General features: G+C 71.1%; 21 protein-coding genes and 1 riboswitch. Of the genes, 10 read left to right on the top strand and 11 right to left on the bottom strand.

Features of this window, described 5'->3' with window-relative positions; genetic code table 11:
• Nucleotides 1–337: 337 nt before the first annotated feature.
• Together OG819_RS23535 and OG819_RS23530 are read left to right on the top strand one after the other, a co-directional pair.
• A complete protein-coding gene (locus OG819_RS23535; RefSeq protein WP_266414827.1) occupies nt 338–952 on the top strand; it encodes a DUF4126 domain-containing protein in 615 nt (204 codons plus the stop codon).
• A gap of 45 nt (nt 953–997) precedes the next feature.
• Nucleotides 998–2,491 carry an NAD(P)/FAD-dependent oxidoreductase gene (locus OG819_RS23530; protein ID WP_266624108.1) on the top strand — a complete coding sequence of 498 codons (1,494 nt, stop codon included), beginning with the start codon at nt 998–1,000 and terminating at the stop codon, nt 2,489–2,491.
• Between the two features lie 40 nt (nt 2,492–2,531).
• On the opposite strand, the gene OG819_RS23525 is transcribed toward OG819_RS23530, so the two are convergent.
• The 6 genes from OG819_RS23525 to OG819_RS23500 form a co-directional block, all read right to left on the bottom strand.
• Nucleotides 2,532–3,542 carry a hypothetical protein gene (locus OG819_RS23525; protein ID WP_266651082.1) on the bottom strand — a complete coding sequence of 337 codons (1,011 nt, stop codon included), beginning with the start codon at nt 3,540–3,542 and terminating at the stop codon, nt 2,532–2,534.
• 56 nt (nt 3,543–3,598) lie between these two features.
• A complete protein-coding gene (gene metF, locus OG819_RS23520) occupies nt 3,599–4,522 on the bottom strand; it encodes a methylenetetrahydrofolate reductase [NAD(P)H] (RefSeq protein ID WP_266414821.1) in 924 nt (307 codons plus the stop codon).
• Between the two features lie 158 nt (nt 4,523–4,680).
• Nucleotides 4,681–5,331 (bottom strand): thiamine phosphate synthase, encoded by a 651-nt coding sequence (thiE, locus tag OG819_RS23515; protein WP_266651081.1) that lies wholly within the window; start codon nt 5,329–5,331, stop codon nt 4,681–4,683.
• 132 nt (nt 5,332–5,463) lie between these two features.
• Complete coding sequence (locus tag OG819_RS23510) at nt 5,464–5,835, bottom strand: Rv2175c family DNA-binding protein (protein ID WP_099923107.1); 372 nt, start codon at nt 5,833–5,835, stop codon at nt 5,464–5,466.
• Nucleotides 5,836–5,916: 81 nt separating this feature from the next.
• Nucleotides 5,917–7,143, bottom strand: a complete 1,227-nt coding sequence (locus OG819_RS23505; RefSeq protein WP_266651080.1) for an FAD-dependent oxidoreductase — start codon at nt 7,141–7,143, stop codon at nt 5,917–5,919.
• Between the two features lie 32 nt (nt 7,144–7,175).
• Nucleotides 7,176–7,526, bottom strand: a complete 351-nt coding sequence (locus OG819_RS23500) for a hypothetical protein (RefSeq protein WP_266414812.1) — start codon at nt 7,524–7,526, stop codon at nt 7,176–7,178.
• A 52-nt stretch (nt 7,527–7,578) separates the two neighbouring features.
• Nucleotides 7,579–7,690: riboswitch (TPP riboswitch) on the top strand.
• Here OG819_RS23500 and thiO point away from each other — a divergent pair.
• The 5 genes from thiO to OG819_RS23475 all read left to right on the top strand — a co-directional run bounded on the left by thiO (nt 7,688) and on the right by OG819_RS23475 (nt 13,044).
• Nucleotides 7,688–8,893, top strand: a complete 1,206-nt coding sequence (gene thiO / locus OG819_RS23495; RefSeq protein WP_266651079.1) for a glycine oxidase ThiO — start codon at nt 7,688–7,690, stop codon at nt 8,891–8,893. It overlaps the preceding riboswitch by 3 nt.
• On the top strand, nt 8,890–9,090 hold the full coding sequence (gene thiS / locus OG819_RS23490; protein ID WP_266414808.1) for a sulfur carrier protein ThiS: 201 nt from the start codon (nt 8,890–8,892) through the stop codon (nt 9,088–9,090). Before thiO ends, thiS begins: the two co-directional genes overlap by 4 nt.
• A 3-nt stretch (nt 9,091–9,093) precedes the next feature.
• Nucleotides 9,094–9,888, top strand: coding sequence for a thiazole synthase (locus OG819_RS23485; protein ID WP_266414806.1), 795 nt, complete (start codon nt 9,094–9,096; stop codon nt 9,886–9,888).
• Between the two features lie 267 nt (nt 9,889–10,155).
• The gene (gene pknB / locus OG819_RS23480) at nt 10,156–12,114 is read left to right on the top strand and encodes a Stk1 family PASTA domain-containing Ser/Thr kinase (RefSeq protein WP_266624113.1); all 1,959 of its coding nucleotides are present in this window, start codon (nt 10,156–10,158) and stop codon (nt 12,112–12,114) included.
• Nucleotides 12,115–12,174: 60 nt separating this feature from the next.
• Nucleotides 12,175–13,044: a deoxyribonuclease IV gene (locus OG819_RS23475; protein ID WP_266624114.1), complete on the top strand. Its 870-nt coding sequence runs from the start codon at nt 12,175–12,177 to the stop codon at nt 13,042–13,044.
• A gap of 10 nt (nt 13,045–13,054) precedes the next feature.
• Here OG819_RS23475 and OG819_RS23470 read toward each other — a convergent pair whose 3' ends face one another.
• A complete protein-coding gene (locus tag OG819_RS23470; protein WP_266414799.1) occupies nt 13,055–13,687 on the bottom strand; it encodes a sulfite oxidase-like oxidoreductase in 633 nt (210 codons plus the stop codon).
• 154 nt (nt 13,688–13,841) lie between these two features.
• Here OG819_RS23470 and bfr point away from each other — a divergent pair, with 154 nt between their 5' ends.
• Complete coding sequence (gene bfr / locus OG819_RS23465; protein ID WP_153291042.1) at nt 13,842–14,321, top strand: bacterioferritin; 480 nt, start codon at nt 13,842–13,844, stop codon at nt 14,319–14,321.
• A gap of 49 nt (nt 14,322–14,370) precedes the next feature.
• Here the strand turns inward: bfr and OG819_RS23460 are convergent, their stop codons facing one another.
• The 3 genes from OG819_RS23460 to OG819_RS23450 all read right to left on the bottom strand — a co-directional run bounded on the left by OG819_RS23460 (nt 14,371) and on the right by OG819_RS23450 (nt 17,470).
• Nucleotides 14,371–14,622, bottom strand: coding sequence for a bacterioferritin-associated ferredoxin (locus OG819_RS23460; RefSeq protein ID WP_266582088.1), 252 nt, complete (start codon nt 14,620–14,622; stop codon nt 14,371–14,373).
• A gap of 150 nt (nt 14,623–14,772) precedes the next feature.
• Entirely contained in the window at nt 14,773–16,125 is a 1,353-nt protein-coding gene (locus OG819_RS23455; protein ID WP_266582089.1) for a class II 3-deoxy-7-phosphoheptulonate synthase, read from the bottom strand.
• A 136-nt stretch (nt 16,126–16,261) separates the two neighbouring features.
• Complete coding sequence (locus OG819_RS23450; RefSeq protein ID WP_266651078.1) at nt 16,262–17,470, bottom strand: glycoside hydrolase domain-containing protein; 1,209 nt, start codon at nt 17,468–17,470, stop codon at nt 16,262–16,264.
• Between the two features lie 123 nt (nt 17,471–17,593).
• On the opposite strand from OG819_RS23450, the gene OG819_RS59120 reads away from it, so the two are divergent.
• Both OG819_RS59120 and OG819_RS23445 read left to right on the top strand, forming a co-directional pair.
• Complete coding sequence (locus OG819_RS59120; protein ID WP_071528813.1) at nt 17,594–17,650, top strand: trp operon leader peptide; 57 nt, start codon at nt 17,594–17,596, stop codon at nt 17,648–17,650.
• Between the two features lie 120 nt (nt 17,651–17,770).
• Nucleotides 17,771–19,651: an anthranilate synthase family protein gene (locus OG819_RS23445; RefSeq protein WP_266624117.1), complete on the top strand. Its 1,881-nt coding sequence runs from the start codon at nt 17,771–17,773 to the stop codon at nt 19,649–19,651.
• Between the two features lie 164 nt (nt 19,652–19,815).
• On the opposite strand, the gene OG819_RS23440 is transcribed toward OG819_RS23445, so the two are convergent.
• Nucleotides 19,816–20,844, bottom strand: coding sequence for a 6-phosphofructokinase (locus tag OG819_RS23440; protein WP_095855129.1), 1,029 nt, complete (start codon nt 20,842–20,844; stop codon nt 19,816–19,818).
• Nucleotides 20,845–20,853 lie beyond the last annotated feature (9 nt).

Here is a 20,853-nt window from a genome sequence, read left to right as displayed (position 1 = left end):
GAGGTGGCCGCGTCCCCCGCGGGCCACCTCGAACCGGCGCTTCGCCGTGCTCCCCCGTTGTTTCCCCCGTTGGGCCCCGTTCGGTCGTCCCCCGGGTTCCCCCGTGCCTCACTCCCGCCGACGGAGTCGGCGGAAGGAGCGGCCAAGGGCGCGAGGACCGTTCCGCCGCCCCGTGTCGGCGGTGCCGGAGCCGCGCCCCCTTCCGTGCCTCCACTCTCTCGTTCGCGCAGGTCGGGCCCATCCGCGCGCGTACTCATCTCACTCACTAGGTACGGATACTCAGTCGTACGCACTCATCCCCAGGACGCACTGTCGTCGACTGGTTACGATCGCGTCCGTGTCCGTACTCCCCCTGGTCTTCACCAGCGGCTGGGCCAGCGGCATCAACGCGTACGCGGTGGTGCTGCTCCTCGGCGTCTTCGGAGCGACCGGTCTGAGCGACGACGTCCCGGAGTCCCTGCAGCGCCCTGAGATCCTGATCACAGCGGGCGTTCTCTTCCTGTGCGAGGCGGTCGCCGACAAGATCCCGTACGTGGACTCGGTGTGGGACTCGGTGCACACCGTGATCCGGCCGGTGGCGGGAGCCTGGGTGGGGGCGCTGCTCGCCGGGCAGAGCGGCTCGCTCTCCGATCTGGCCGCGGGCGCGATCGGCGGTTCGACGGCGCTGGCGAGCCACACGGTCAAGGCCGGGACGCGGATGGCGATCAACACCTCGCCGGAACCGTTCAGCAACTTCGTCATGAGCACCGCCGAGGATCTCGGGGTCGCCGGGATCCTGACCTTCGCGATGTTCCACCCCGAGGCCGCGGCGATCATCGCGGGCGTGCTGCTGCTCGCGGGGCTGCTGGCGCTCTTCTTCCTGATCTCACGGATCCGCCGGTTCCTGCGCCGCAGGGCCCAGCGCCGCGAGGAGAAACACATGGCCGAGCGGGTGGGACGGCCGCCCGACTGAGCACCGCGGGCCGGGTTGTCGGTGGCGGCCGATAAAGTCGCCGGCATGGGACGGATTACGGTGATCGGCGCCGGGATGGGCGCGATGGCGGCCGCCGCCCGGCTGGCCGTCGCGGGCCACCGGGTGGTGGTGTACGAGCGTGCGGAGACGTACGGCGGGGCGGTGCGCCGCTTCGAGCGCGACGGCTTCGTGTTCGACACGGGCCCGGGGCTGCTCCCGCTGCCCGCGGTCTACCGCGATCTGTTCGTCAAGACGGGCAAGGAGCCGCTGGAGGCGTGCGTCGAGCTGGTCCAGGTGGACCCGTCCTCGCGGCATGTGTTCGCCGACGGCACGGAGGTAGCTCTGCCCAACGCCTCGCGCGCGGGCGTCGTCACCGCCCTCGACGAGGCGCTCGGGGCGGGCGCGGGCGCACGGTGGGGCGACTTCCTGGTGCGGGCGCGCGAGGCCTGGGACCGCACCCGCAGACCGCTCCTGGAGGAGCCGCTGTGGCCGAACTGGTCGGTGCTCGCCGAGCGCGAGCCCTACCCCTCGGTGCCGCACAAGAAGCTGCTGCGCACCCGCCGCGCCACGACCCTCGCCGAGGTCGGCGCCTGGGAGCTGCGCGACCCGCGCCTCACGGCCCTGCTGGAGTGCCACGCCCTCGCCTACGGGCTCGATCCGCGCGCCACCCCGGCGAGCGCGGCCGTGCTGCCGTACATGGAGCACGCCTTCGGCACCTGGTATGTGCGCGGCGGCATACGGGAGTTGGCGCGCGCGGTGTACGAGCGGTGCGTGGCCCGCAGGGTGGAGTTCCGCTTCGGGACCCCGGTCGAGCGGATCGTCGAGAAGGACGGCCGGGCGGCGGGTGTGGAGCTGGCCGACGGCGAGGTCGCGGACGCGGACTTCGTGGTCGCCGGTGTCGCGCCCGGAGTGCTGGACGCCCTGGTCCCCGGGACGGCGCTACGGGGCGGTGACGAGGTCGCGCCGCAGCGCGGGGCGCCGAGTCGGCTGACCGTGCTGCTGGCGCTGCGTGGAGGGCGTCCCGAGGGGGTGGCACATCGGACGGTGGTGCACGCGGCGGACCGTGCCGAGGAGTTGGACCGGCTCTTCGGTGAGCGTCCGGGGTTGCCCTCCTCGCCCACCGTGACGGTGTCGCGCCCGGACGACCCCGCCCTCGCGCCGGACGCGGGGCACGAGGCGGTCACGTTGAGCGTCACCGTGCCGTCCGGCCTGCCGGTGTCCGAGGCGGACGTGGAGGGGGTGTTCGGCGTCGCCGAGCGCGCGATACCGGGCCTGCGCGACCGTCTGCTGTGGCACGAGGTCCGCACCCCGGCCGACATCGCGCGGGAGACGGGCGCGGCGGGCGGCGCCGTCCCCGCACCGGCGCTCGCCGCGGCGGACGGGCGGCTGCTGCACGCGCCGAACACCACCCGTACGCAGGGGCTGTTCGCGGTCGGCGGCTGGGCCCACCCGGGCGGTGGCCTCCCGCACGCGGGCATGTCGGGCGCCCTGGTGTCCGGGTTGATCGTGGAGGGACCGGAGTTCCGGGGCTCTCAGTGAGCGCACCGGTGTGCCGAAGGCCGCCCGGGGAGGTCGGCCTTCAGTATCGGTACCGCTCGTCGTACCCGGCGCCGTTGGCGTTTCCGTTGCCGTTGTCCTGGTACGGGTAGGGCTGCTCCGGCGGGAGTTCACCACCGTAGGGGTCGTCGGTGCTGCGCTGCTGCGGGACCCAGACACCGCCGGCCGGGGTCTGGGTTTCCCCGGCGTAGCCGTTGGTGGCGTACTGGTCCTGGCCGTAGGCCTGCTGCTGCGTGTACTGCTGGTCGCCGCCGCCGTAGGTCGTGTCGTACGAGGCTCCGCCGTAGGTCTGCGTGCCGGTGTACGGGTCGGAGTAGGCGGCGTACTGCTGCTGGCTGTTGTCGTAGCCGTACTGCTGCTCGTCGTAGCCGGTCGAGTAGCCGTCGTACGCGTAGGCCTGCTGGTCCTGGGACTGGGCAGCGGCGGCGTAGGACTGATCGGTGGCGGCCGCGTAGGCGGTGGCGCTGTAGACGCCGTACGAGCCGGTGTCGTCGGGCAGGGGCTGGGGCTCGTACACGGCGGTGCTCTCGGCGGCCCCCTGGTGGCCGGAGCCGGGCTGCATGAACCGGTCGGACTGCGCGGGCGAGAACACGTCGTCGTCGCGGGCGTAGTCGTCGTCCTGGAGGTACGCCGCGCTGCGGACCGGTGCTTCGGCCATGGCCTCGGAACCCTCGGCCGTTTCGAGGCCGGAGACCTCCGGCCCCAGGTCCTGGTCGTCCTCACCACGGCGGCGCTTGCTCTTGCCGAAGCCCTTGCCGGCGCCGCTGTCGGCACCCTGACGGTTGCCCACGGCCCAGCCCTCCGCGAAGCCGCGGCGGAACGACAGGGTGACGTAGGTCTGGCCGACCGCGAAGGCCGCCGCGCCGAGCGCGATGACGATCACCGAAGGGATCAGCACGCCGAAGACGACACCGAGGAAGCCGACGAACGCGAGCAGCCGCCAACGCAGCCGCGCCTTGTACTGCAGCAGCACCTCGCCGAGCAGCCACAGTGCGACGACACCGAACGCGATATAGAGGACCGTCCAGCCCATGTACGCCCCTCTCCCAGTGGCCGCTACGCAGTGTGTCGTACGTGGGTGCGACCGGTCTAGGCCTGCTGCGGGTGGTGCAGGCCCAGATTCTCGTAGATTTCCAGCGTCGCCGTGGAGTTGTTGAGCGTGATGAAGTGCAGACCGGGGACTCCCTCGTCCAGCAGCCTCGCGCAGAACTCCGTTGCGAACTCGATGCCAATGGAGCGTACAGCCGCCGGATCGTCTTTGGCTGTGAGGATCCGCTCTTTCAGGACGTCCGGGAATGAAGCGTTGCTGAGCTTCGGAAGTCGTTCCAGCATCTTCACACTTGTCACCGGCATGACTTCCGGGATGACCGGCGTCGTACATCCCGCGGCCACCACCCGGTCACGCAGGCGCAGATACGAATCGGACTGGAAGAACATCTGGGTGATCGCGTAGTCCGCGCCGGCCCGGCACTTGTCCACGAAGTGCGCGACGTCCACGTCCCAGTCCGCGGAGCGGGGGTGCATCTCGGGGAACGCGGCGACGCCGACACAGAAGTCGCCGGACTCCTTGATGAGACGGACGAGTTCGGCGGCGTAGGTCAGGCCCTGGGGGTGCGGGACCCACTCGCCCATCGGGTCGCCGGGCGGATCGCCGCGGACCGCGAGCATGTTCCGGATACCGGCGTCGGCGTACTGACCGATGATGTTGCGCAGTTCGGCGATGGAGTGGTTGACCGCGGTGAGGTGGGCGACCGGGGTGAGCGTCGTGTCGGCGACGATCTGCTCGGTCTCCTTGACCGTGCCCGCGCGGGTGGAGCCACCGGCACCGTAGGTGACGGAGACGAAGTCGGGGGCGACGGCCTCGACGCGGCGCAGCGCGTTCCACAGGTTCCGCTCGCCCTTGGGGGTTTTCGGCGCGGAGAACTCGAACGAGTACGTCGCCTTGCCGGTGGCGAGCATGTCGCGCACGGTGCGTGCGCGATCAGTCCTGGTGGAAGCAGATCCGAGGGCCATACTCGCAGGTTAGTCAGGGGGCGGCGGTCACCCAACCGAACCGACGACAATTGTCCGATTTGTCGAGTTCTTGTCCACCCCTCGGACACCTGTGGGACAAGCGGTCCGACCATTGATCGGACCATCGAAACGCCCGCGGTGCCTGGCGCAGCCGCGGCCTACGCCTGACGCAGCCGCTTCGCGAATTCCCCCGCCGCCGCCCCGGGATCGGCCGCCTCGGTGATCGCCCGAACGACGACGACGCGGCGGGCGCCCGCCTCCAATACCTCGTCGAGGTTGCCGAGGTCGATGCCGCCGATGGCGAACCAGGGGCGGTCGGTGGCGAGGGACGCCGTGTGACGGACCAGGTCGAGGCCCGGGGCGTGGCGGCCGGGCTTGGTGGGGGTGGGCCAGCAGGGGCCGGTGCAGAAGTAGTCCACGCCGTCCTGGACGGCGGCGGCCGCGGCCTCGGACTCGGCGTGCGTGGAGCGGCCGATCAGGACCTCGTCGCCGAGGATCGCGCGGGCGGCGGGGACCGGGAGGTCGCCCTGGCCCAGGTGGAGTACGTCGGCGCCGATGGCGTGGGCGACGTCCGCGCGGTCGTTGACCGCCAGGAGCTTGCCGTGGCGGGCGCAGGCGTCCGCGAAGACCTGGAGGTGCTCCAGTTCCTCGGCGGCCTCCATGCCCTTGTCGCGCAGCTGCACGATGTCGACGCCGCCGGCCAGGACCACGTCCAGGAACTCGGCGAGGTCGCCCTGGCGCTTACGGGCGTCCGTGCAGAGATAGACGCGGGCGTCGGCGAGGCGGGTGCGGGCGGCGTTCTCGGGCATGCGTGTGTCCCCCGTGGTGCGGTGCGTACGGATGTCGTACGCACCCTACGGACGTGGTGCGGTGCGTACGGACCGCGGCGGCCGGGGTGGTCCGGGGCCGGCCGTGGTCCGTACGCCGGACGGTCGGTCGAATCAGACGGCGAGCGCCTGGGCGCGGCGCTTCACCTCCGTGCCGCGATTCTCGCTCAGAGCCTGCGCGGGGGTGCCGGGCAGGCTCGGGTCGGGGGTGAAGAGCCACTCGAGCATCTCTTCGTCGGAGAAGCCGTCGTCCCGCAGGAGCGTCAAGGTGCCGGTCAGGCCCTTGACGACCTTCTGCTCGGCCCCGTCGATGAAGGCGGCGGGGACGTGCAGCGCGCGGTTCTCACCACGGCGTACGGCGATCAGCTGGCCCTCCTTGACCAGCTGCCGGACGCGGGTCACCTCGACGCCGAGCTGTTCGGCGATGTCGGGGAGGGTGAGCCAGGCGGGGACGAGAGCATCGATCTTTGCGTCAATCTCGGTCACGGGACAAGCCTGCCATCCCGGACTGACACTCGGTACCCGAGCGTCGCCCGGACCGCCGTCCGGGCGACGGAAACCGGGCCGTCATGCCGTGGCGTCCTTCAGGGGGCGGGACGAGTCGGACAGGATGTCCGGGTTCATGGGCATGCCCGCCTCGATCAGGCGGCGGCCCTGGGCCAGGTCGCGGGGGCGGCCCACGGCGAGGAGCGCGACGAGGCGGCTCTCGCGAAGCCAGCAGACCGACCAGGCCGCGCCCGACGGGTCGCCCCGCCAGATGGTCGTATCGGCGGGGGCGTGGTGGCCGACGTACTGGACGAAACGGCCGAACTGCTCGGACCAGAAGTACGGGACCGGGTCGTACGCGGCGGGGGCCTCGCCGATGATGTTCGCCGCGACCGTGCGCGGGCCCTGCAGGGCGTTGTCCCAGTGGTGGACGAGGAGGCGCTCCTCGTAGCGGCCGGACGGGAAGGAGGCGCAGTCGCCGACCGCGTAGATGTCCGGCACGGAGGTGCGCAGGTGGTTGTCGGCGACGACCTCCCGGTGGGCGCCGAGCTCGATGCCGGAGCCGGCCAGCCAGGCGGTGGCCGGACGCGCGCCGATGCCGACGACCACGGCGTCCGCGGGGACCCGCGAGCCGTCGTCCAGCACCACCGCGCCGGGCTCGACGCGCTCCACGCGCGCGTGGGTGCGCAGCGAGGCGCCGCTGGCCGCGTACCAGGCTGCCATCGGCTCGGCCACCTCCGCGGGCAACGCCCCGGCCAGCGGCCGGTCGGCGGCCTCGACGACCGTCACCACGCACCCGGCGTCACGCGCCGCCGTCGCGAACTCCGCACCGATCCAGCCCGCCCCGACGACCACGATGTCGTGTTGCTGGGCCAGCACGGGGCGCAGCCGCTCGGCGTCGTCCAGGGTCCGCAGCAGATGGACGCCGGGGACTCCCCGCGCGCCGGGCAGCTGGATCGGCTCCGCGCCGGTCGCCAGGACCAGGACGTCGTACGGCACCGGTCCCGCCTCGGTGTCCAGCTCATGGTCCGCGGGGCGCACACCCAGCGCCTCGCAGCCGAGCCGGAGTTCGATGCCCAGTGCCTCGAAGTCGATGTCGAAGGCGGAGCCCTCGGCCTTGCCGAGCAGTACCGCCTTGGACAGCGGCGGCCGGTCGTACGGCTGGTGCGGCTCGGCGCCGATCAGCGTCACGTCCCCGGTGAAACCCTGTTCGCGCAGGGCGACCGCCGTCTGCACGCCGGCCATGCCCGCGCCCACGATGACGACCCGCCGTGCCGTACGCCCCTGTGCCCGCGTCTGCTCGCTCACCTGATCACCATAGACAACTGACAATCTGTCAGTCAGGGGACGTGCGCAGTGACCTGTTCCACAACGCTCGTCCCGCTCCCGTCCTGGGACTCCCACGCCCAGGTCTCCTCCAGGCGCACCCGTCCGTCGGTCAGCTCCACGACCACGGACACGCAGTGGCCCGACGAGGTGCTGCCGTCGTGCTTCAGCTGCACGTACCGGAAGTCGAGGCGGTCGCCCTCCCGCGTCCCCACGAGGTGACCGCGTACGACGTCCCCGCCCGTGTACTCGGCCCAGATCTCGCCGTCCTTCTCGTGGTAAGTGAACCGGGTGCGCGTACCGACCTGCCCGGGGGCCTGGTCGGCGACCGGGGCGAGGACGAGGCCGTCGAGCGAACGGGCCATGGACGGAGGCTCCCTTACTGAGACATACGGCGGCGGGCTAGGGTGGCCAACGTAAAGCACTCGCGGGAGCCCGGACGTACCGGGCTGAGAGGGAGGCTGGCGGCCTCCGACCGTACGAACCTGATCCGGGTCATGCCGGCGAAGGGAGGGGCTGGACGCCCATGTCGCCTACGCGTACACCTGCACGTTCATCGGATGCGCCGCCATCGGACGCACGCGCCTCAGACGTCCTCGTCATCGGGGGCGGGATCATCGGTCTCGTGACCGCCTGGCGGGCCGCGCAGCGCGGGTTCACCGTCACGGTCGTGGACCCCGAGCCGGGCGGCGGGGCCGCACGGGTGGCCGCCGGAATGCTCGCCGCCGTCACCGAGCTGCACTACGGCGAGCAGACCCTGCTGGGCCTGAACCTCGCCTCCGCGCGCCGCTATCCCGACTTCGTGGCGGAACTCACCGAGGCGAGCGGTCAGGACCTCGGCTACCGCCGATGCGGCACGCTGGCCGTCGCGATGGACGCCGACGACCGCGCCCACCTGCGCGAACTGCACGCCCTGCAACACCGCTCGGGGCTCGAGTCGGAGTGGCTCAGCGGCCGGGAGTGCCGTCGTCTGGAGCCGATGCTCGCGCCGGGCGTGCGCGGCGGGCTGCGGGTCGACGGCGACCACCAGATCGACCCCCGCCGGCTCGCGAAGGCCCTGGTCACGGCGTGCGAGCGGGCCGGAGTGGAGTTCCACCGGACGTGGGCGGAGCGCCTGACCGTCACAGGGGACCGGGCCGCCGGGGTCGTCACGTCGGGTGGTGAGCAGCTGGCGGCGGGGCACGTGGTGCTCGCCGCCGGGAGCCACAGCGGGGAGCTCGCGGGCGTTCCCGACGACGTACTGCCGCCCGTGCGGCCCGTGAAGGGGCAGGTGCTGCGGCTGACCGTGCCGAAGCGGTACGCGCCGTTCCTGAGCCGGACCGTGCGGGCCGTGGTGCGCGGCAGCCAGGTCTATCTGGTGCCGCGCGAGAACGGTGAGCTCGTCGTGGGCGCCACCAGCGAGGAGCTGGGCTGGGACACGACGGTGACCGCGGGCGGGGTGTACGAGCTGCTGCGCGACGCGCACGAGCTGGTGCCCGGGATCACCGAGCTGCCGCTCACCGAGACCCGCGCCGGCCTGCGGCCCGGGTCGCCCGACAACGCGCCGCTGCTCGGCCCGACCGCGCTCGATGGGCTGCTGCTGGCCACCGGGCACTACCGCAACGGCGTCCTGCTCACACCCGTCACGGGGGACGTCATGGCGCACGTCCTGACCACCGGGGAACTCCCGGAAGAGGCCCGCCCCTTCACCCCCGGGCGCTTCAGCACAGCACTCACGGAGCAGACCGTATGAACATCTTCGTCAACGGAGAGCGACGGCTCGTCGCCGCCGACACGGCCCTCGACACGCTCGTCGCCACCCTGACCGTCGCGCCCTCCGGCATCGCCGCCGCGCTCAACGAGACCGTCGTCCCACGGGCGCAGTGGTCGTCCACGGCCCTCTCCGAGGGAGACCGCGTCGAAGTCCTCACCGCAGTCCAAGGAGGCTGAACCATGGCCGACGATCCGTTCGTCCTCGGAGGTACGTCCTTCTCGTCCCGGCTGATCATGGGTACGGGGGGTGCGCCCAGCCTCGACGTCCTGGAGCGGTCGCTCGTCGCGTCCGGCACGGAGCTGACGACGGTCGCGATGCGGCGGGTGGATCCCGCGGCGCACGGCTCGGTGCTGTCCGTGCTCGACAAGCTGGGCATCCGGGTGCTGCCGAACACGGCGGGGTGTTTCACCGCGGGCGAGGCCGTCCTGACCGCGCGCCTCGCGCGCGAGGCGCTCGGTACGGAGCTGATCAAGCTGGAGGTCATCGCCGACGAGCGGACCCTGCTGCCGGATCCGATCGAGTTGCTGGACGCCGCCGAGACGCTCGTCGACGACGGGTTCACCGTGCTGCCGTACACCAACGACGATCCTGTGCTCGCACGGAAGCTGGAGGACGTGGGGTGCGCGGCGGTCATGCCGCTCGGGTCGCCCATCGGGTCCGGTCTCGGCATCCGCAACCCGCACAACTTCCAGCTGATCGTGGAGCACGCACGTGTGCCGGTGATTCTGGACGCGGGGGCCGGTACGGCGTCGGATGCGGCGTTCGCGATGGAGCTCGGGTGCGCGGGGGTCATGCTGGCGTCGGCCGTGACCCGGGCGCAGGAGCCGGTACTGATGGCCGAGGGCATGAGGCACGCGGTGGAAGCCGGGCGGCTCGCCTGGCGTGCGGGGCGGATTCCTCGGCGGCACTTCGCCTCCGCGTCATCTCCTGCGGAGGGGCTGGCGCGGTTGGATCCTGAGCGTCCTGCTTTCTAGGCATCCGGCGCCGGTGTGTTCTTTCTCCCGCCCGAGCACCGCCCGTTTCCAGTCGGCTGGAAAGTGTGCGTCGCCCGTGGGGGTGGAGCGTCGTTGGCGGCCGCGGGGGGGGGCGAGGGGGCGGGGGCCGCTCGGTTTGCGTCCCTGTGCACGGCATGTGGAACCCATCGATCACCCGTACGAGATGCGTCACAGGTCGGCTGCAGTCCCGCTCCGGAATTGGCCGGAAGGGTGGGGGTGACAGTGGCGGCTCGTAGACTCGCCTGCGTGGATACGACCCTTCAGGACCCGCTTGTCGGGCAGGTGCTCGACGGCCGCTACCGCGTGGACGCACGGATCGCGGTCGGCGGGATGGCCACGGTCTACCGGGCCCTGGACACCCGCCTCGACCGCGTGCTCGCGCTCAAGGTGATGCACCCGACGCTGGCCGCCGACGGCTCGTTCGTCGAGCGTTTCATCAGGGAGGCCAAGTCGGTGGCCCGGCTCGCGCACCCCAACGTGGTGCAGGTCTTCGACCAGGGCACGGACGGGTCGTACGTCTATCTGGCCATGGAGTACGTCGCCGGCTGCACCCTGCGCGACGTACTGCGGGAGCGCGGGGCGCTGCAGCCGCGGGCCGCCCTGGACGTCCTGGAACCGGTGCTCGCCGCGCTCGGCGCCGCGCACCGCGCGGGGTTCGTGCACCGCGACATGAAGCCGGAGAACGTCCTGATAGGGGATGACGGCCGGGTCAAGGTGGCCGATTTCGGCCTCGTAAGGGCCGTGGACACCGTCACCAACACGACCGGGGCCGTGCTCGGCACCGTGTCGTACCTCGCCCCCGAACAGATCGAGCACGGCACCGCGGACACCCGCGTCGACGTCTACGCCTGTGGGGTCGTCCTCTACGAAATGCTCACTGGCGGCAAGCCGCACTCCGGGGACTCCCCCGCCCAGGTGCTCTACCAGCACCTGCACGCGGACGTGCCGCCGCCCTCGGCCGCCGTGCCCTCGATGCCCTACGCCCTCGACGAGCTGGTCGCCTCGGCGACCGCCCGCAACCCCGAGGTGCGCCCGTACGACGCGGTGGCGCTGCTCGGCCAGGTCCTCCAGGCGCGGGCCGGGCTCACCGCCGAACAGCTCGACGCCATACCCCCGCAGGCGCTCGCCGTGGGGCATGACAACGCGGGCGACCGTACGAGCGTGATCCCGCGCTCGCTGTCCGTGCCGCGCCTGCTGCCGGTGAACGAGGACTACGAGAACGGCGCCGACGGCGGCGACCCGCTGAACCGGACCAGCCGGTTCGAGCAGACCAGCCCGTTCGAGTCCGGACCACCCGCTCCCCCGCGGCGCGGCTCACGGCCCCGGCGCGGAACGCTGGCGATCATCGCCGCGGTCGTGCTGGTGCTCGGGCTCGGCGCGGGCGTCTGGTACATCAATTCCGGCCAGTTCACCAAGGTCCCACTGCTGCTGGCGAAGACCGAGACGCAGGCCAAGGCGCGGATCCAGCAGGCCGGGCTCGATGTCGGGCAGGTCAAGCACGCCTACAGCGACACCGTGAAGCGCGGCACCGTCATCCGCAGCGACCCGGCCCCGGGCACGCGTATCCGGGACAACGGCTCCGTGACGCTGACCATCTCCGACGGCCCGGAGACGGCGAAGGTGCCCGACCTGACGGGCTTCGCGCTGTTCAAGGCGCGGGAGCTCCTGAAGGGGGCCGGACTGGCCGCGGGCATGGTCACCCGGGAGTTCGACCAGGACGTTCCCAAGGGCTTCGTGATCCGTTCGGATCCGGGCGCGGGCACGGAGCGGCACGCCGGTTCGGCCATCGCCCTCATCGTCAGCAAGGGCAGCCCGGTGGAGGTCGCGGACGTCACGGGCGCGTCCGTCGCGGACGCCACCTCGGAGCTGGAGCAGGCGGGCCTGAAGGTGAAGATCGCCACCCAGCAGGTCAACTCGGAGTTCGACCAGGGACAGATCGCCCGGCAGTCGCCGAAGGCGGGCAGCCAGGTGGCCGGGGGCGACACCGTCACGCTGACGGTGTCCAAGGGCCCCGAGATGGTCTCGGTGCCGGACGTGGTGGGCGACAGCGTGGACGACGCGAAGAAGACGCTGGAGGACGCCGGGTTCCAGGTCGACGAGGACCGCGGGCTGCTCGGGCTCTTCGGTGATCACGTCAAGAGCCAGTCGGTGGAGGGCGGCAAAACCGCGCCCAAGGGGTCGACGATCACCATCGTGATCCGCTGAGGGCCGAGGCAGTGAGGTCCGCCGACGGGCCGTCCGGGAGCGCGTGACACCCTGAAGGGTGTGACCAGCAAGCAGCTCCGCAATCCCGTCGGCGGCCATGTCCCCGTGGCCGGCGGCCTCAACTCCGTCGGCCTGACCTACGCACGTGAGATGGGCGCCGAGACCGTCCAGGTCTTCGTCGCCAACCCGCGCGGCTGGGCGACGCCCGTCGGCAGTCCCCGCCAGGACGAGGAGTTCCGGGCGGCCTGCGCCGCCGAGTCGATCCCCGCGTACGTCCACGCCCCGTATCTGATCAACTTCGGCTCGCACACCGAGGCGACGGTCGAGAAGTCGGTGGAGTCACTGCGGCACTCGCTGCGGCGGGGCCGGGAGATCGGCGCGCTCGGCGTGGTCGTGCACACGGGGAGCGCCACCGGGGGACGGGAGCGGGCCGTCGCCCTCAAGCAGGTACGTGAGCATCTGCTGCCCCTGCTGGACGAGCTGACCCATGACGACGACCCGTATCTGCTCCTGGAGTCGACCGCGGGCCAGGGCGCCTCGCTCTGCTCACGCACCTGGGACTTCGGGCCGTACTTCGAGGCACTGGACGCCCACCCGAAGCTGGGCGTCTGCCTCGACACCTGTCACATCTACGCGGCGGGGCACGACCTGACCGGGCCGAGCGGGATGCACCAGACGCTCGACCTGCTGGTGGACACGGTCGGCGAGGGCCGGCTCAAGCTGATCCACGCCAACGACTCCAAGGACGTGGTCGGCGCCCACAAGGACCGCCACGAGAACATCGGCTCCGGTCACATCGGGGAGGACCCGTTCCGCGCGCTGATGACGCACCCCGCCACCGAGGGCGTCCCGCTGATCATCGAGACGCCGGGTGGGAAGCAGGGGCACGCGGCGGACGTGGAGCGCCTGAAGAAACTCAGGGACGGCTGACACCGAGGGCTCAGAGCTCGGGGCCGTCCCCGGGCTCCTCCTGGTAGGAGTAGCGCTGCTCGCGCCAGGGGTCGCCGATGTTGTGGTAGCCGCGCTCCTCCCAGAAACCGCGGCGATCGGCCGTCATGTACTCGACTCCGCGCACCCACTTGGGGCCCTTCCAGGCGTAGAGGTGGGGGACGACGAGGCGGAGTGGGAAGCCGTGCTCCGCGGTGAGGAGTTCGCCGTCCTTGTGGGTGGCGAAGATCGTGCGGTCGGAGGCGAAGTCGTCGAGGCGCAGATTCGAGCTGAAGCCGTACTCCGCCCAGACCATGACATGGGTGACGGTGGGCGCGGGCGGGGCGATCTCGAGGATCGTGCGCGCCGGGACGCCGCCCCATTCGGCCCCGATCATGCTGAACTTCGTGACGCAGTGCAGATCGGCCACGACCGAGGTGTACGGCAGGGCCGTGAACTCCTCGTGGGTCCAGCAGTGCTTCTCACCGTCGGCGGTGGCGCCGAAGACCCTGAACTCCCAGCGCTCGGGACGGAACTTGGGTACGGGGCCGTAGTGCGTGACCGGCCAGCCGCGCTGCAGTCGCTGTCCCGGCGGAAGCTCCGACTGTGCCGCTTCTCCCGTTCCACGTTCCACCGGCTGACCCATGACTCCATCCTGACAGACCCGGGACAGTGCACATGACCAGCCCAAGCCGAATCGGACAACTCGCACTAAGCGTGCACTTACTGGACGGCCGGGGGTGCCGATGCGAGGATGCGGCGCAACCTGCCCAGTCCCCCGCTTGGAAGGAGCCTCTGCGATGCAGGGCGACCCCGAGGTCATCGAATTCCTCAACGAGCAGCTGACCGGCGAGCTGACCGCGATCAACCAGTACTTCCTGCACGCGAAGATGCAGGAGAACTTCGGCTGGACGAAGCTCGCGAAGTACACGCGTCACGAGTCCTTCGACGAGATGAAGCACGCGGAGGTGCTCACCGACCGGATCCTCTTCCTGGAGGGCCTGCCGAACTATCAGCGGCTCTTCCACGTCCGGGTGGGTCAGACGGTCACCGAGATGTTCCAGGCCGACCGGCAGGTGGAGGTCGAGGCGATCGACCGCCTCAAGCGCGGGATCGAGGTGATGCGCAACAAGGGCGACATCACGTCCGCGAACATCTTCGAGTCGATCCTCGAGGACGAGGAGCACCACATCGACTACCTGGACACCCAGCTGGAGCTGGTGGAAAAGCTCGGCGAGGCGCTCTACATCGCCCAGCTGATCGAGCAGCCTGAGAGCTAGGGCCTGCCGTCCCGAACCCCGAGCCCCGCGGCATGATCCGCCGGACGGGCTAGGCGGCCTCTTCCAGGCCCCGCGCCGAGGACAGCTCGGCCAGCACCGGCTTGCCCTGTTCGGCCAGCTCGCGGCGGGGGCAGGCGCCTCGGCCGAGGATCGCCTGGATACGGCGGACGCAGGAGCCGCAGTCCGTGCCGGCCTTGCAGGCGGAGGCTATCTGGCGGGGCGTGCAGGCGCCGTTCTCCGCGTGCTGCTTGACCTGCTGCTCAGTGACTCCGAAGCAACTGCACACGTACACGCGGTTCACCTCCCGACGGGGATCGATGTCTGGTGCCGTCCCGTTAATCGGTGAGGCTAACCTAACCTTACCCATCACCCAGGAACCGCAAAAGTGGGAGGGGGCGCGGATCGTATGTGATCCGCGCCCCACTTCACCCAGGTGTAACAGGCGAACCCGTCACTGGTCCCTGTACATCTCCGCGACCAGGAAGGCCAGGTCGAGGGACTGGCTGCGGTTCAGGCGCGGGTCGCAGGCCGTCTCGTAGCGCTGGTGGAGGTCGTCGACGAAGATCTCGTCGCCGCCGCCCACGCACTCGGTGACGTCGTCACCGGTGAGCTCGACGTGGATGCCGCCCGGGTGCGTGCCCAGACCCTTGTGGACCTCGAAGAAGCCCTTGACCTCGTCGAGCACGTCGTCGAAGCGGCGGGTCTTGTGCCCGGAGGCCGCCTCGAAGGTGTTGCCGTGCATCGGGTCGGTCACCCATGCCACCACAGCGCCCGACGCCGTGACCTTCTCGACCAGCTCGGGGAGCTTGTCGCGGACCTTGTCCGCGCCCATCCGCACGATGAACGTCAGCCGGCCGGGCTCGCGGTCCGGGTCGAGACGGTCGATGTACTTCAGCGCGTCCTCGGCCGTCGTCGTCGGGCCGAGCTTGATGCCGATCGGGTTGCGGATCCTCGAGGCGAACTCGATGTGCGCGCCGTCCAGCTGCCGGGTGCGCTCACCGATCCACACCATGTGGCCCGAGACGTCGTACAGGTGGCCCGTCCGCGAGTCGACCCTCGTCAGCGCCGACTCGTAGTCGAGGAGCAGCGCCTCGTGGGAGGCGTAGAACTCGACGGTCTTGAACTCCTCCGGGTCGGTCCCGCAGGCCCGCATGAAGTTCATCGCGTTGTCGATCTCCCGCGCCAGCTGCTCGTAGCGCTGGCCGGACGGGGAGGACTTCACGAAGTCCTGGTTCCAGGCGTGCACCTGGCGCAGGTCGGCGTAGCCACCGGTGGTGAAGGCGCGCACCAGGTTGAGCGTGGAGGCGGAGGCGTTGTACATCCGCTTCAGGCGCTCGGGGTCCGGGATGCGGGCCTTCTCGTCGAAGTCGAAGCCGTTGACCGAGTCACCGCGGTACGTCGGCAGGGTCACGCCGTCGCGGGTCTCGGTCCCCTTGGAGCGCGGCTTGGAGTACTGGCCGGCGATACGGCCGACCTTCACGACCGGCACCGAGGCGGCGTACGTGAGCACGGCGCCCATCTGGAGCAGGGTCTTGAGCTTGTTGCGGATGTGGTCGGCCGACACCGCGTCGAAGGCCTCGGCGCAGTCGCCGCCCTGGAGAAGGAACGCCTCTCCCTTGGCGACGGACGCCATCCGGGCGCGCAGCTGGTCGCACTCGCCCGCGAAGACGAGCGGCGGATACGACTCGAGGTCCGCGATCACATCGCGCAGAGCCTCGGCATCGGGGTACTCGGGCTGCTGCGCCGCGGGCAGGTCTCGCCAGGTGTTGCCAGCGCTCGCGCTGGGCTTAGCGTTCACGGTCACCCTGACAACATTACGGGGTCGTGTCGGGCGTCCATCCCAATGCCCATCAATTGAGACGGACCGCGCTCGATCGGGAGGCGCTCCGGGCGGCCGCACGACGGGTCTCTGCGGTCGCCCGGAGCGGGCGGGGAGCGACCTACTCCACGTCGAGGCGGTCCCGGTCGATGGAGATCCTCACGCCGCCGTGCGTCTCGGTGGTGTCGCCCATGTACTGGTGGATGCGCTGGTGGTCGGCCCAGAGGTTCGAGGGGATGGTCGAGTCGGTGGTCGTCGACTTGCCGTTCCAGCGGGCGAAGTGGAGCACGTCGGGCAGGGTGACGCGGCTCTTGTTGGCCACCAGGTCGGTGACCAGGGACGAGGTGTTGCCATAGGCGCCGGAGCGGTAGCCCAGTGCGTGCAGGCGCTTGGTGTAGGCGTCGAGGTAGGACAGCACCCGGCTGGTGGCGGTGGAGCCGGGTGTGTAGTTCTCCAGGTCGCTGTAGATCACCGTGCCCTTGGGGAAGCCGAGCGTGGTGGCCTGCTTGACCGCGTCGTCGGCGGCCTCGGTGCCCTGCGGCACGGGGTCGGTGATCGCCGCGCAGCCGCCTGTGCAGCTGCCCCCGTCGGTGGTGGGCTGACGGCCGACGTACAGCGGGAAGAACCGCCAGCCGTTCGCGTACTGCGTCCGCAGCCAGGCGGCGGTGAGTCTGCTCTGGGCGCAGGCGCGGTTGATCCCGCCGATGTAGACGCCGACGGCCCCGTAGTCGGAGTCGTCCCGCCAGGCGTCCATCGCCGTCTGGCCCGGCGCGGTACAGGCGTCGAAGCCCTCGCCGCGGAAGGACGTCGCGTCGGCGGGCAGGGGCGCCGCGGCGGGCGCCCCCGCGGTCGGCTCGGTCCCCGCGGCGGCGACGGACAGACCCGCGCCGCGCAGGATGTCCTGGATCCTCGTACGGTCCTCCGCGTACGCGGCGGTCACCGCGATCCGGTCGGCGGTGACCCGGAAGACGCGGGCCGTGCGGTTCTCGGTGGCGGTGCGGCCTTTGACGGCGGACGGCTGGATCAGGAACGCCTCGGTACGTCCCCTCGCCCCCGCCGGACAATGCTGCTGGTCGCCGGGAGTGCCGACGTACACGGCGTGCCGGTCGAAGCGGACACAGACGTCCGGATGTTTCTCCAGATCCACGATCGGCCAGGAGGCCGGGACGGTGAACTCGTGGCCGCGGTAGGTGACCTTGGCGGTGTCGTCGGTCCCGGCGGCGCGCGCGGTGCCGAGCGGGCCCGCCGCGGCGAGGACCGCGGCCGCGGCGCACACCGTGAGGGTTCGGACGCCGCCTCGGCGATGCCGGGGTGAACGGGCTGCGTACATGGTTCTCTCCTCGGTCGGGCTTCCTGGCCATGCCATCCATGGCCGGTGACCGAGCGGTAGGAACGCCGCGCGCGGACGGTTCACGCTGTTGCCCGTCCCTTGACGTCGGGTAGGGTGCGGCGCATGTTCGCGCATTCGACCCAGAACTGGTGGTGGACCGCTCATCCGGCGGCCCACTGACTGCGCGTACGCAAGACTTCGCGAAGGCCGCCCGAGGGGCGGCCTTCGGTGTTCGCGGACACGGGCCGTTCCTCTCCTGGATTTCGAGAATCCGAGAATCCGAGAGAAGGACCAGGACCGATGAACCTGCTCGACCTGCTGGACGATCCCCGTCCGTTCGCCCTGCTGCGCCGCCGCACCCCCGGTCACGATCACGACACCGTCGAACTGCTGCTCGGCCCGGTCCGCACCTGCGACCGCCTCGCCGGCCTTCCCGACGAGGGCCTCGCGCTCATCCCCTTCCGCCAGATCCGGGAGCGCGGCTTCGACGTCCGCGACGACGGCACACCGCTGGCGGTGCTGGTCCCCGAGGAGACGCACGTACTGCCGCTGAAGCGGGCGCTGGCGGAGCTGCCGGCACACGAGGTGCGGGTCACCGGCGGGGGCTTCGACGTCGCCGACGAGGAGTACGCGGGGATCGTCGGACGCGTACTGCAGGAGGAGATCGGGCGCGGCGAGGGCGCGAACTTCGTGATCCGGCGCACGTACGAGGGCGGGATCCCGGGGTTCGGGAGGGCCGACGCCCTGGCCCTGTTCCGGCGGCTGCTGGTCGGTGAGCGGGGCGCGTACTGGACGTTCGTCGTGCACACCGGGGAGCGCACATTGGTCGGCGCGAGCCCCGAGGTCCACGTACGGATGTCCGGCGGGACCGTCGTGATGAACCCGATCAGCGGCACGTACCGCTATCCCGCCGAGGGGCCCTGTGCGGACGACCTGCTCGGCTTCCTCGCCGACGGCAAGGAGATCGAGGAGCTCTCGATGGTCGTCGACGAGGAGCTCAAGATGATGTGCACGGTCGGTGACATGGGCGGCGTGGTGATCGGTCCGCGGCTGAAGGAGATGGCCCACCTCGCGCACACCGAGTACGAGTTGCGGGGCAGGTCCTCGCTGGATGTGCGCGAGGTCCTGAAGGAGACCATGTTCGCGGCGACCGTCACGGGATCGCCGGTGCAGAACGCGTGCCGGGTGATCGAGCGGCACGAGGTCGGCGGGCGCGGCTACTACGCGGGTGCGCTGGCCCTCATCGGCCGGGATGCGGGCGGCGCCCAGACCCTGGACTCGCCCATCCTCATCCGGACCGCCGACATCGACGCGGACGGGCGGCTGCGGGTGCCGGTCGGCGCCACCCTCGTCCGGGGATCGGATCCGGCGGGCGAGGTCGCCGAGACGCATGCGAAGGCGGCGGGGGTGCTGGCGGCGCTGGGGGTCGTGGAGGCCAGGGCACGCGTGGAGGGCGTACGGCCGAGGCTGGCCGACGATCCGCGGGTGCGGGCGGCGCTGGACGGGCGGCGGGCCTCGCTCGCGCCGTTCTGGCTGCGGATGCGGGAGCAGGCGCGCGAGTTGGAGGGGCATGCGCTGGTCGTGGACGCCGAGGACACCTTCACGGCGATGCTCGCGCATGTGCTGCGGTCCTCGGGACTCGAGGTGACCGTGCGGCGGTACGACGAGCCGGGTCTGCGGGAGGCCGTGCGGGCGCACGAGGGGCCGCTGGTCCTGGGCCCCGGCCCGGGTGACCCCTCGGACGTGGACGATCCCAAGATGCGCTTCTTGCGGGAGCTCACCGCCGAGGTGATCAGGGGGCATGAGCACGGGGTGCTCGGCGTCTGTCTCGGGCACGAGCTGATCGCGGCGGAGCTGGGCCTGGAGATGGTGCGCAAGGAGGTCCCGTACCAGGGCGCGCAGACGGAGATCGACCTCTTCGGACGGGCCGAGACCGTCGGTTTCTACAACAGCTTCGTGGCGCACTGCGACGAGGAGACGGCGGTCGAGCTGTCGGCCCATGGCATCGAGGTCAGCCGTACCGCAAGCGGTGAGGTGCACGCGCTGCGCGGGCCCGGGTTCGCGGGCGTGCAGTTCCACCCGGAGTCGGTGCTGACGCTGAACGGGAACGCCGTCGTACGGGAGCTGATCGGTCAGCTGCGGGGCGTCGGTACGTTGGCCGAGCGGCGGCCCTCTGTGTAGTCGAGGACGTTGCGCGGCGTGGTGTCACAACCCGCGGCGACCAGGGCGATCGGCAGCGAGAGCGCCGATCCCGGCGGACACGGGGACGCCGGCCGCACGGGTGTCGGGAGGCCCGTGCGGCCGGCGGGATCGCGGGGAGGGGGAACGAGCGGGGACGGGGAACGTCAGCCGAAGAAGACCCCGACCTCCTCGTACAGCTTCGGGTCGACCGTCTTCAGCTTGGCCGTGGCGTCCGCGATCGGGACCCGGACGATGTCCGTGCCGCGCAGGGCGACCATCTTGCCGAAGTCGCCGTCGCGGACGGCCTCGATGGCGTGCAGCCCGAAGCGGGTGGCGAGCCAGCGGTCGAAGGCGCTGGGGGTGCCGCCGCGCTGGATGTGGCCCAGGACCGTGGTGCGGGCCTCCTTGCCGGTGCGCTTCTCGATCTCCTTGGCCAACCACTCGCCGACCCCGGAGAGGCGTACGTGGCCGAAGGAGTCGAGGGACTCGTCCTTGAGGACCATCTGGCCGTCCTTGGGCATCGCGCCCTCGGCGACGACCACGATCGGCGCGTACGAGGCCTTGAACCGCGAGGTCACATAGGCGCACACCTGGTCGACGTCGAAGCGCTGCTCGGGGATGAGGATGACGTTGGCGCCGCCGGCCAGGCCCGAGTGGATGGCGATCCAGCCCGCGTGACGGCCCATCACCTCGCAGACGAGGACGCGCATGTGCGACTCGGCGGTGGTGTGCAGGCGGTCGATCGCCTCGGTGGCGATGCCGACGGCGGTGTCGAAGCCGAAGGTGTAGTCGGTGGCGGACAGGTCGTTGTCGATGGTCTTCGGCACGCCGACGACGGGCACGCCGTACTCGTCGGTGAGACGCGCGGCGACGCCGAGCGTGTCCTCGCCGCCGATCGCGATGAGCGCCTCGACGTCCTGCTTGGCGAGGTTCTCCTTGATGCGGCGGATGCCGTTCTCCTGCTTGAGCGGGTTCGTCCGCGAGGAGCCGAGGATGGTGCCGCCGCGCGGCAGGATGCCGCGCACGGCGGGGATGTCCAGCCGGACGGTGTCGTTCTCGAGGGGTCCCCGCCAGCCGTCCCGGAAGCCGACGAAGTCGTATCCGTACTCCTGCACGCCCTTGCGGACGATGCCCCGGATGACGGCGTTGAGTCCGGGGCAGTCGCCGCCTCCGGTCAGTACTCCGACCCGCATGGAAAAGTC

This window comes from Streptomyces sp. NBC_01549 (assembly GCF_026339955.1).
Taxonomy (GTDB): domain Bacteria; phylum Actinomycetota; class Actinomycetes; order Streptomycetales; family Streptomycetaceae; genus Streptomyces.
Note: the sequence above shows the minus strand (reverse complement) of the source record. Positions and strands in the feature narration are given on the sequence as shown.

Excerpts from the sequence above, each read along its gene's own strand:
- OG819_RS23445 (WP_266624117.1), top strand. The coding sequence starts at position 17,771 with ATGAACCTGCTCGACCTGCTGGACGATCCCCGTCCGTTCGCCCTGCTG.
- metF (WP_266414821.1), bottom strand. The coding sequence starts at position 4,522 with ATGGCCCTCGGATCTGCTTCCACCAGGACTGATCGCGCACGCACCGTG.
- OG819_RS23500 (WP_266414812.1), bottom strand. The coding sequence starts at position 7,526 with ATGGCCCGTTCGCTCGACGGCCTCGTCCTCGCCCCGGTCGCCGACCAG.
- OG819_RS23470 (WP_266414799.1), bottom strand. The coding sequence starts at position 13,687 with ATGGGTCAGCCGGTGGAACGTGGAACGGGAGAAGCGGCACAGTCGGAG.
- OG819_RS23530 (WP_266624108.1), top strand. The coding sequence starts at position 998 with ATGGGACGGATTACGGTGATCGGCGCCGGGATGGGCGCGATGGCGGCC.
- bfr (WP_153291042.1), top strand. The coding sequence starts at position 13,842 with ATGCAGGGCGACCCCGAGGTCATCGAATTCCTCAACGAGCAGCTGACC.
- OG819_RS23485 (WP_266414806.1), top strand. The coding sequence starts at position 9,094 with ATGGCCGACGATCCGTTCGTCCTCGGAGGTACGTCCTTCTCGTCCCGG.
- OG819_RS23450 (WP_266651078.1), bottom strand. The coding sequence starts at position 17,470 with ATGTACGCAGCCCGTTCACCCCGGCATCGCCGAGGCGGCGTCCGAACC.
- OG819_RS23525 (WP_266651082.1), bottom strand. The coding sequence starts at position 3,542 with ATGGGCTGGACGGTCCTCTATATCGCGTTCGGTGTCGTCGCACTGTGG.
- thiS (WP_266414808.1), top strand. The coding sequence starts at position 8,890 with ATGAACATCTTCGTCAACGGAGAGCGACGGCTCGTCGCCGCCGACACG.
- thiE (WP_266651081.1), bottom strand. The coding sequence starts at position 5,331 with ATGCCCGAGAACGCCGCCCGCACCCGCCTCGCCGACGCCCGCGTCTAT.
- thiO (WP_266651079.1), top strand. The coding sequence starts at position 7,688 with ATGTCGCCTACGCGTACACCTGCACGTTCATCGGATGCGCCGCCATCG.
- OG819_RS23440 (WP_095855129.1), bottom strand. The coding sequence starts at position 20,844 with ATGCGGGTCGGAGTACTGACCGGAGGCGGCGACTGCCCCGGACTCAAC.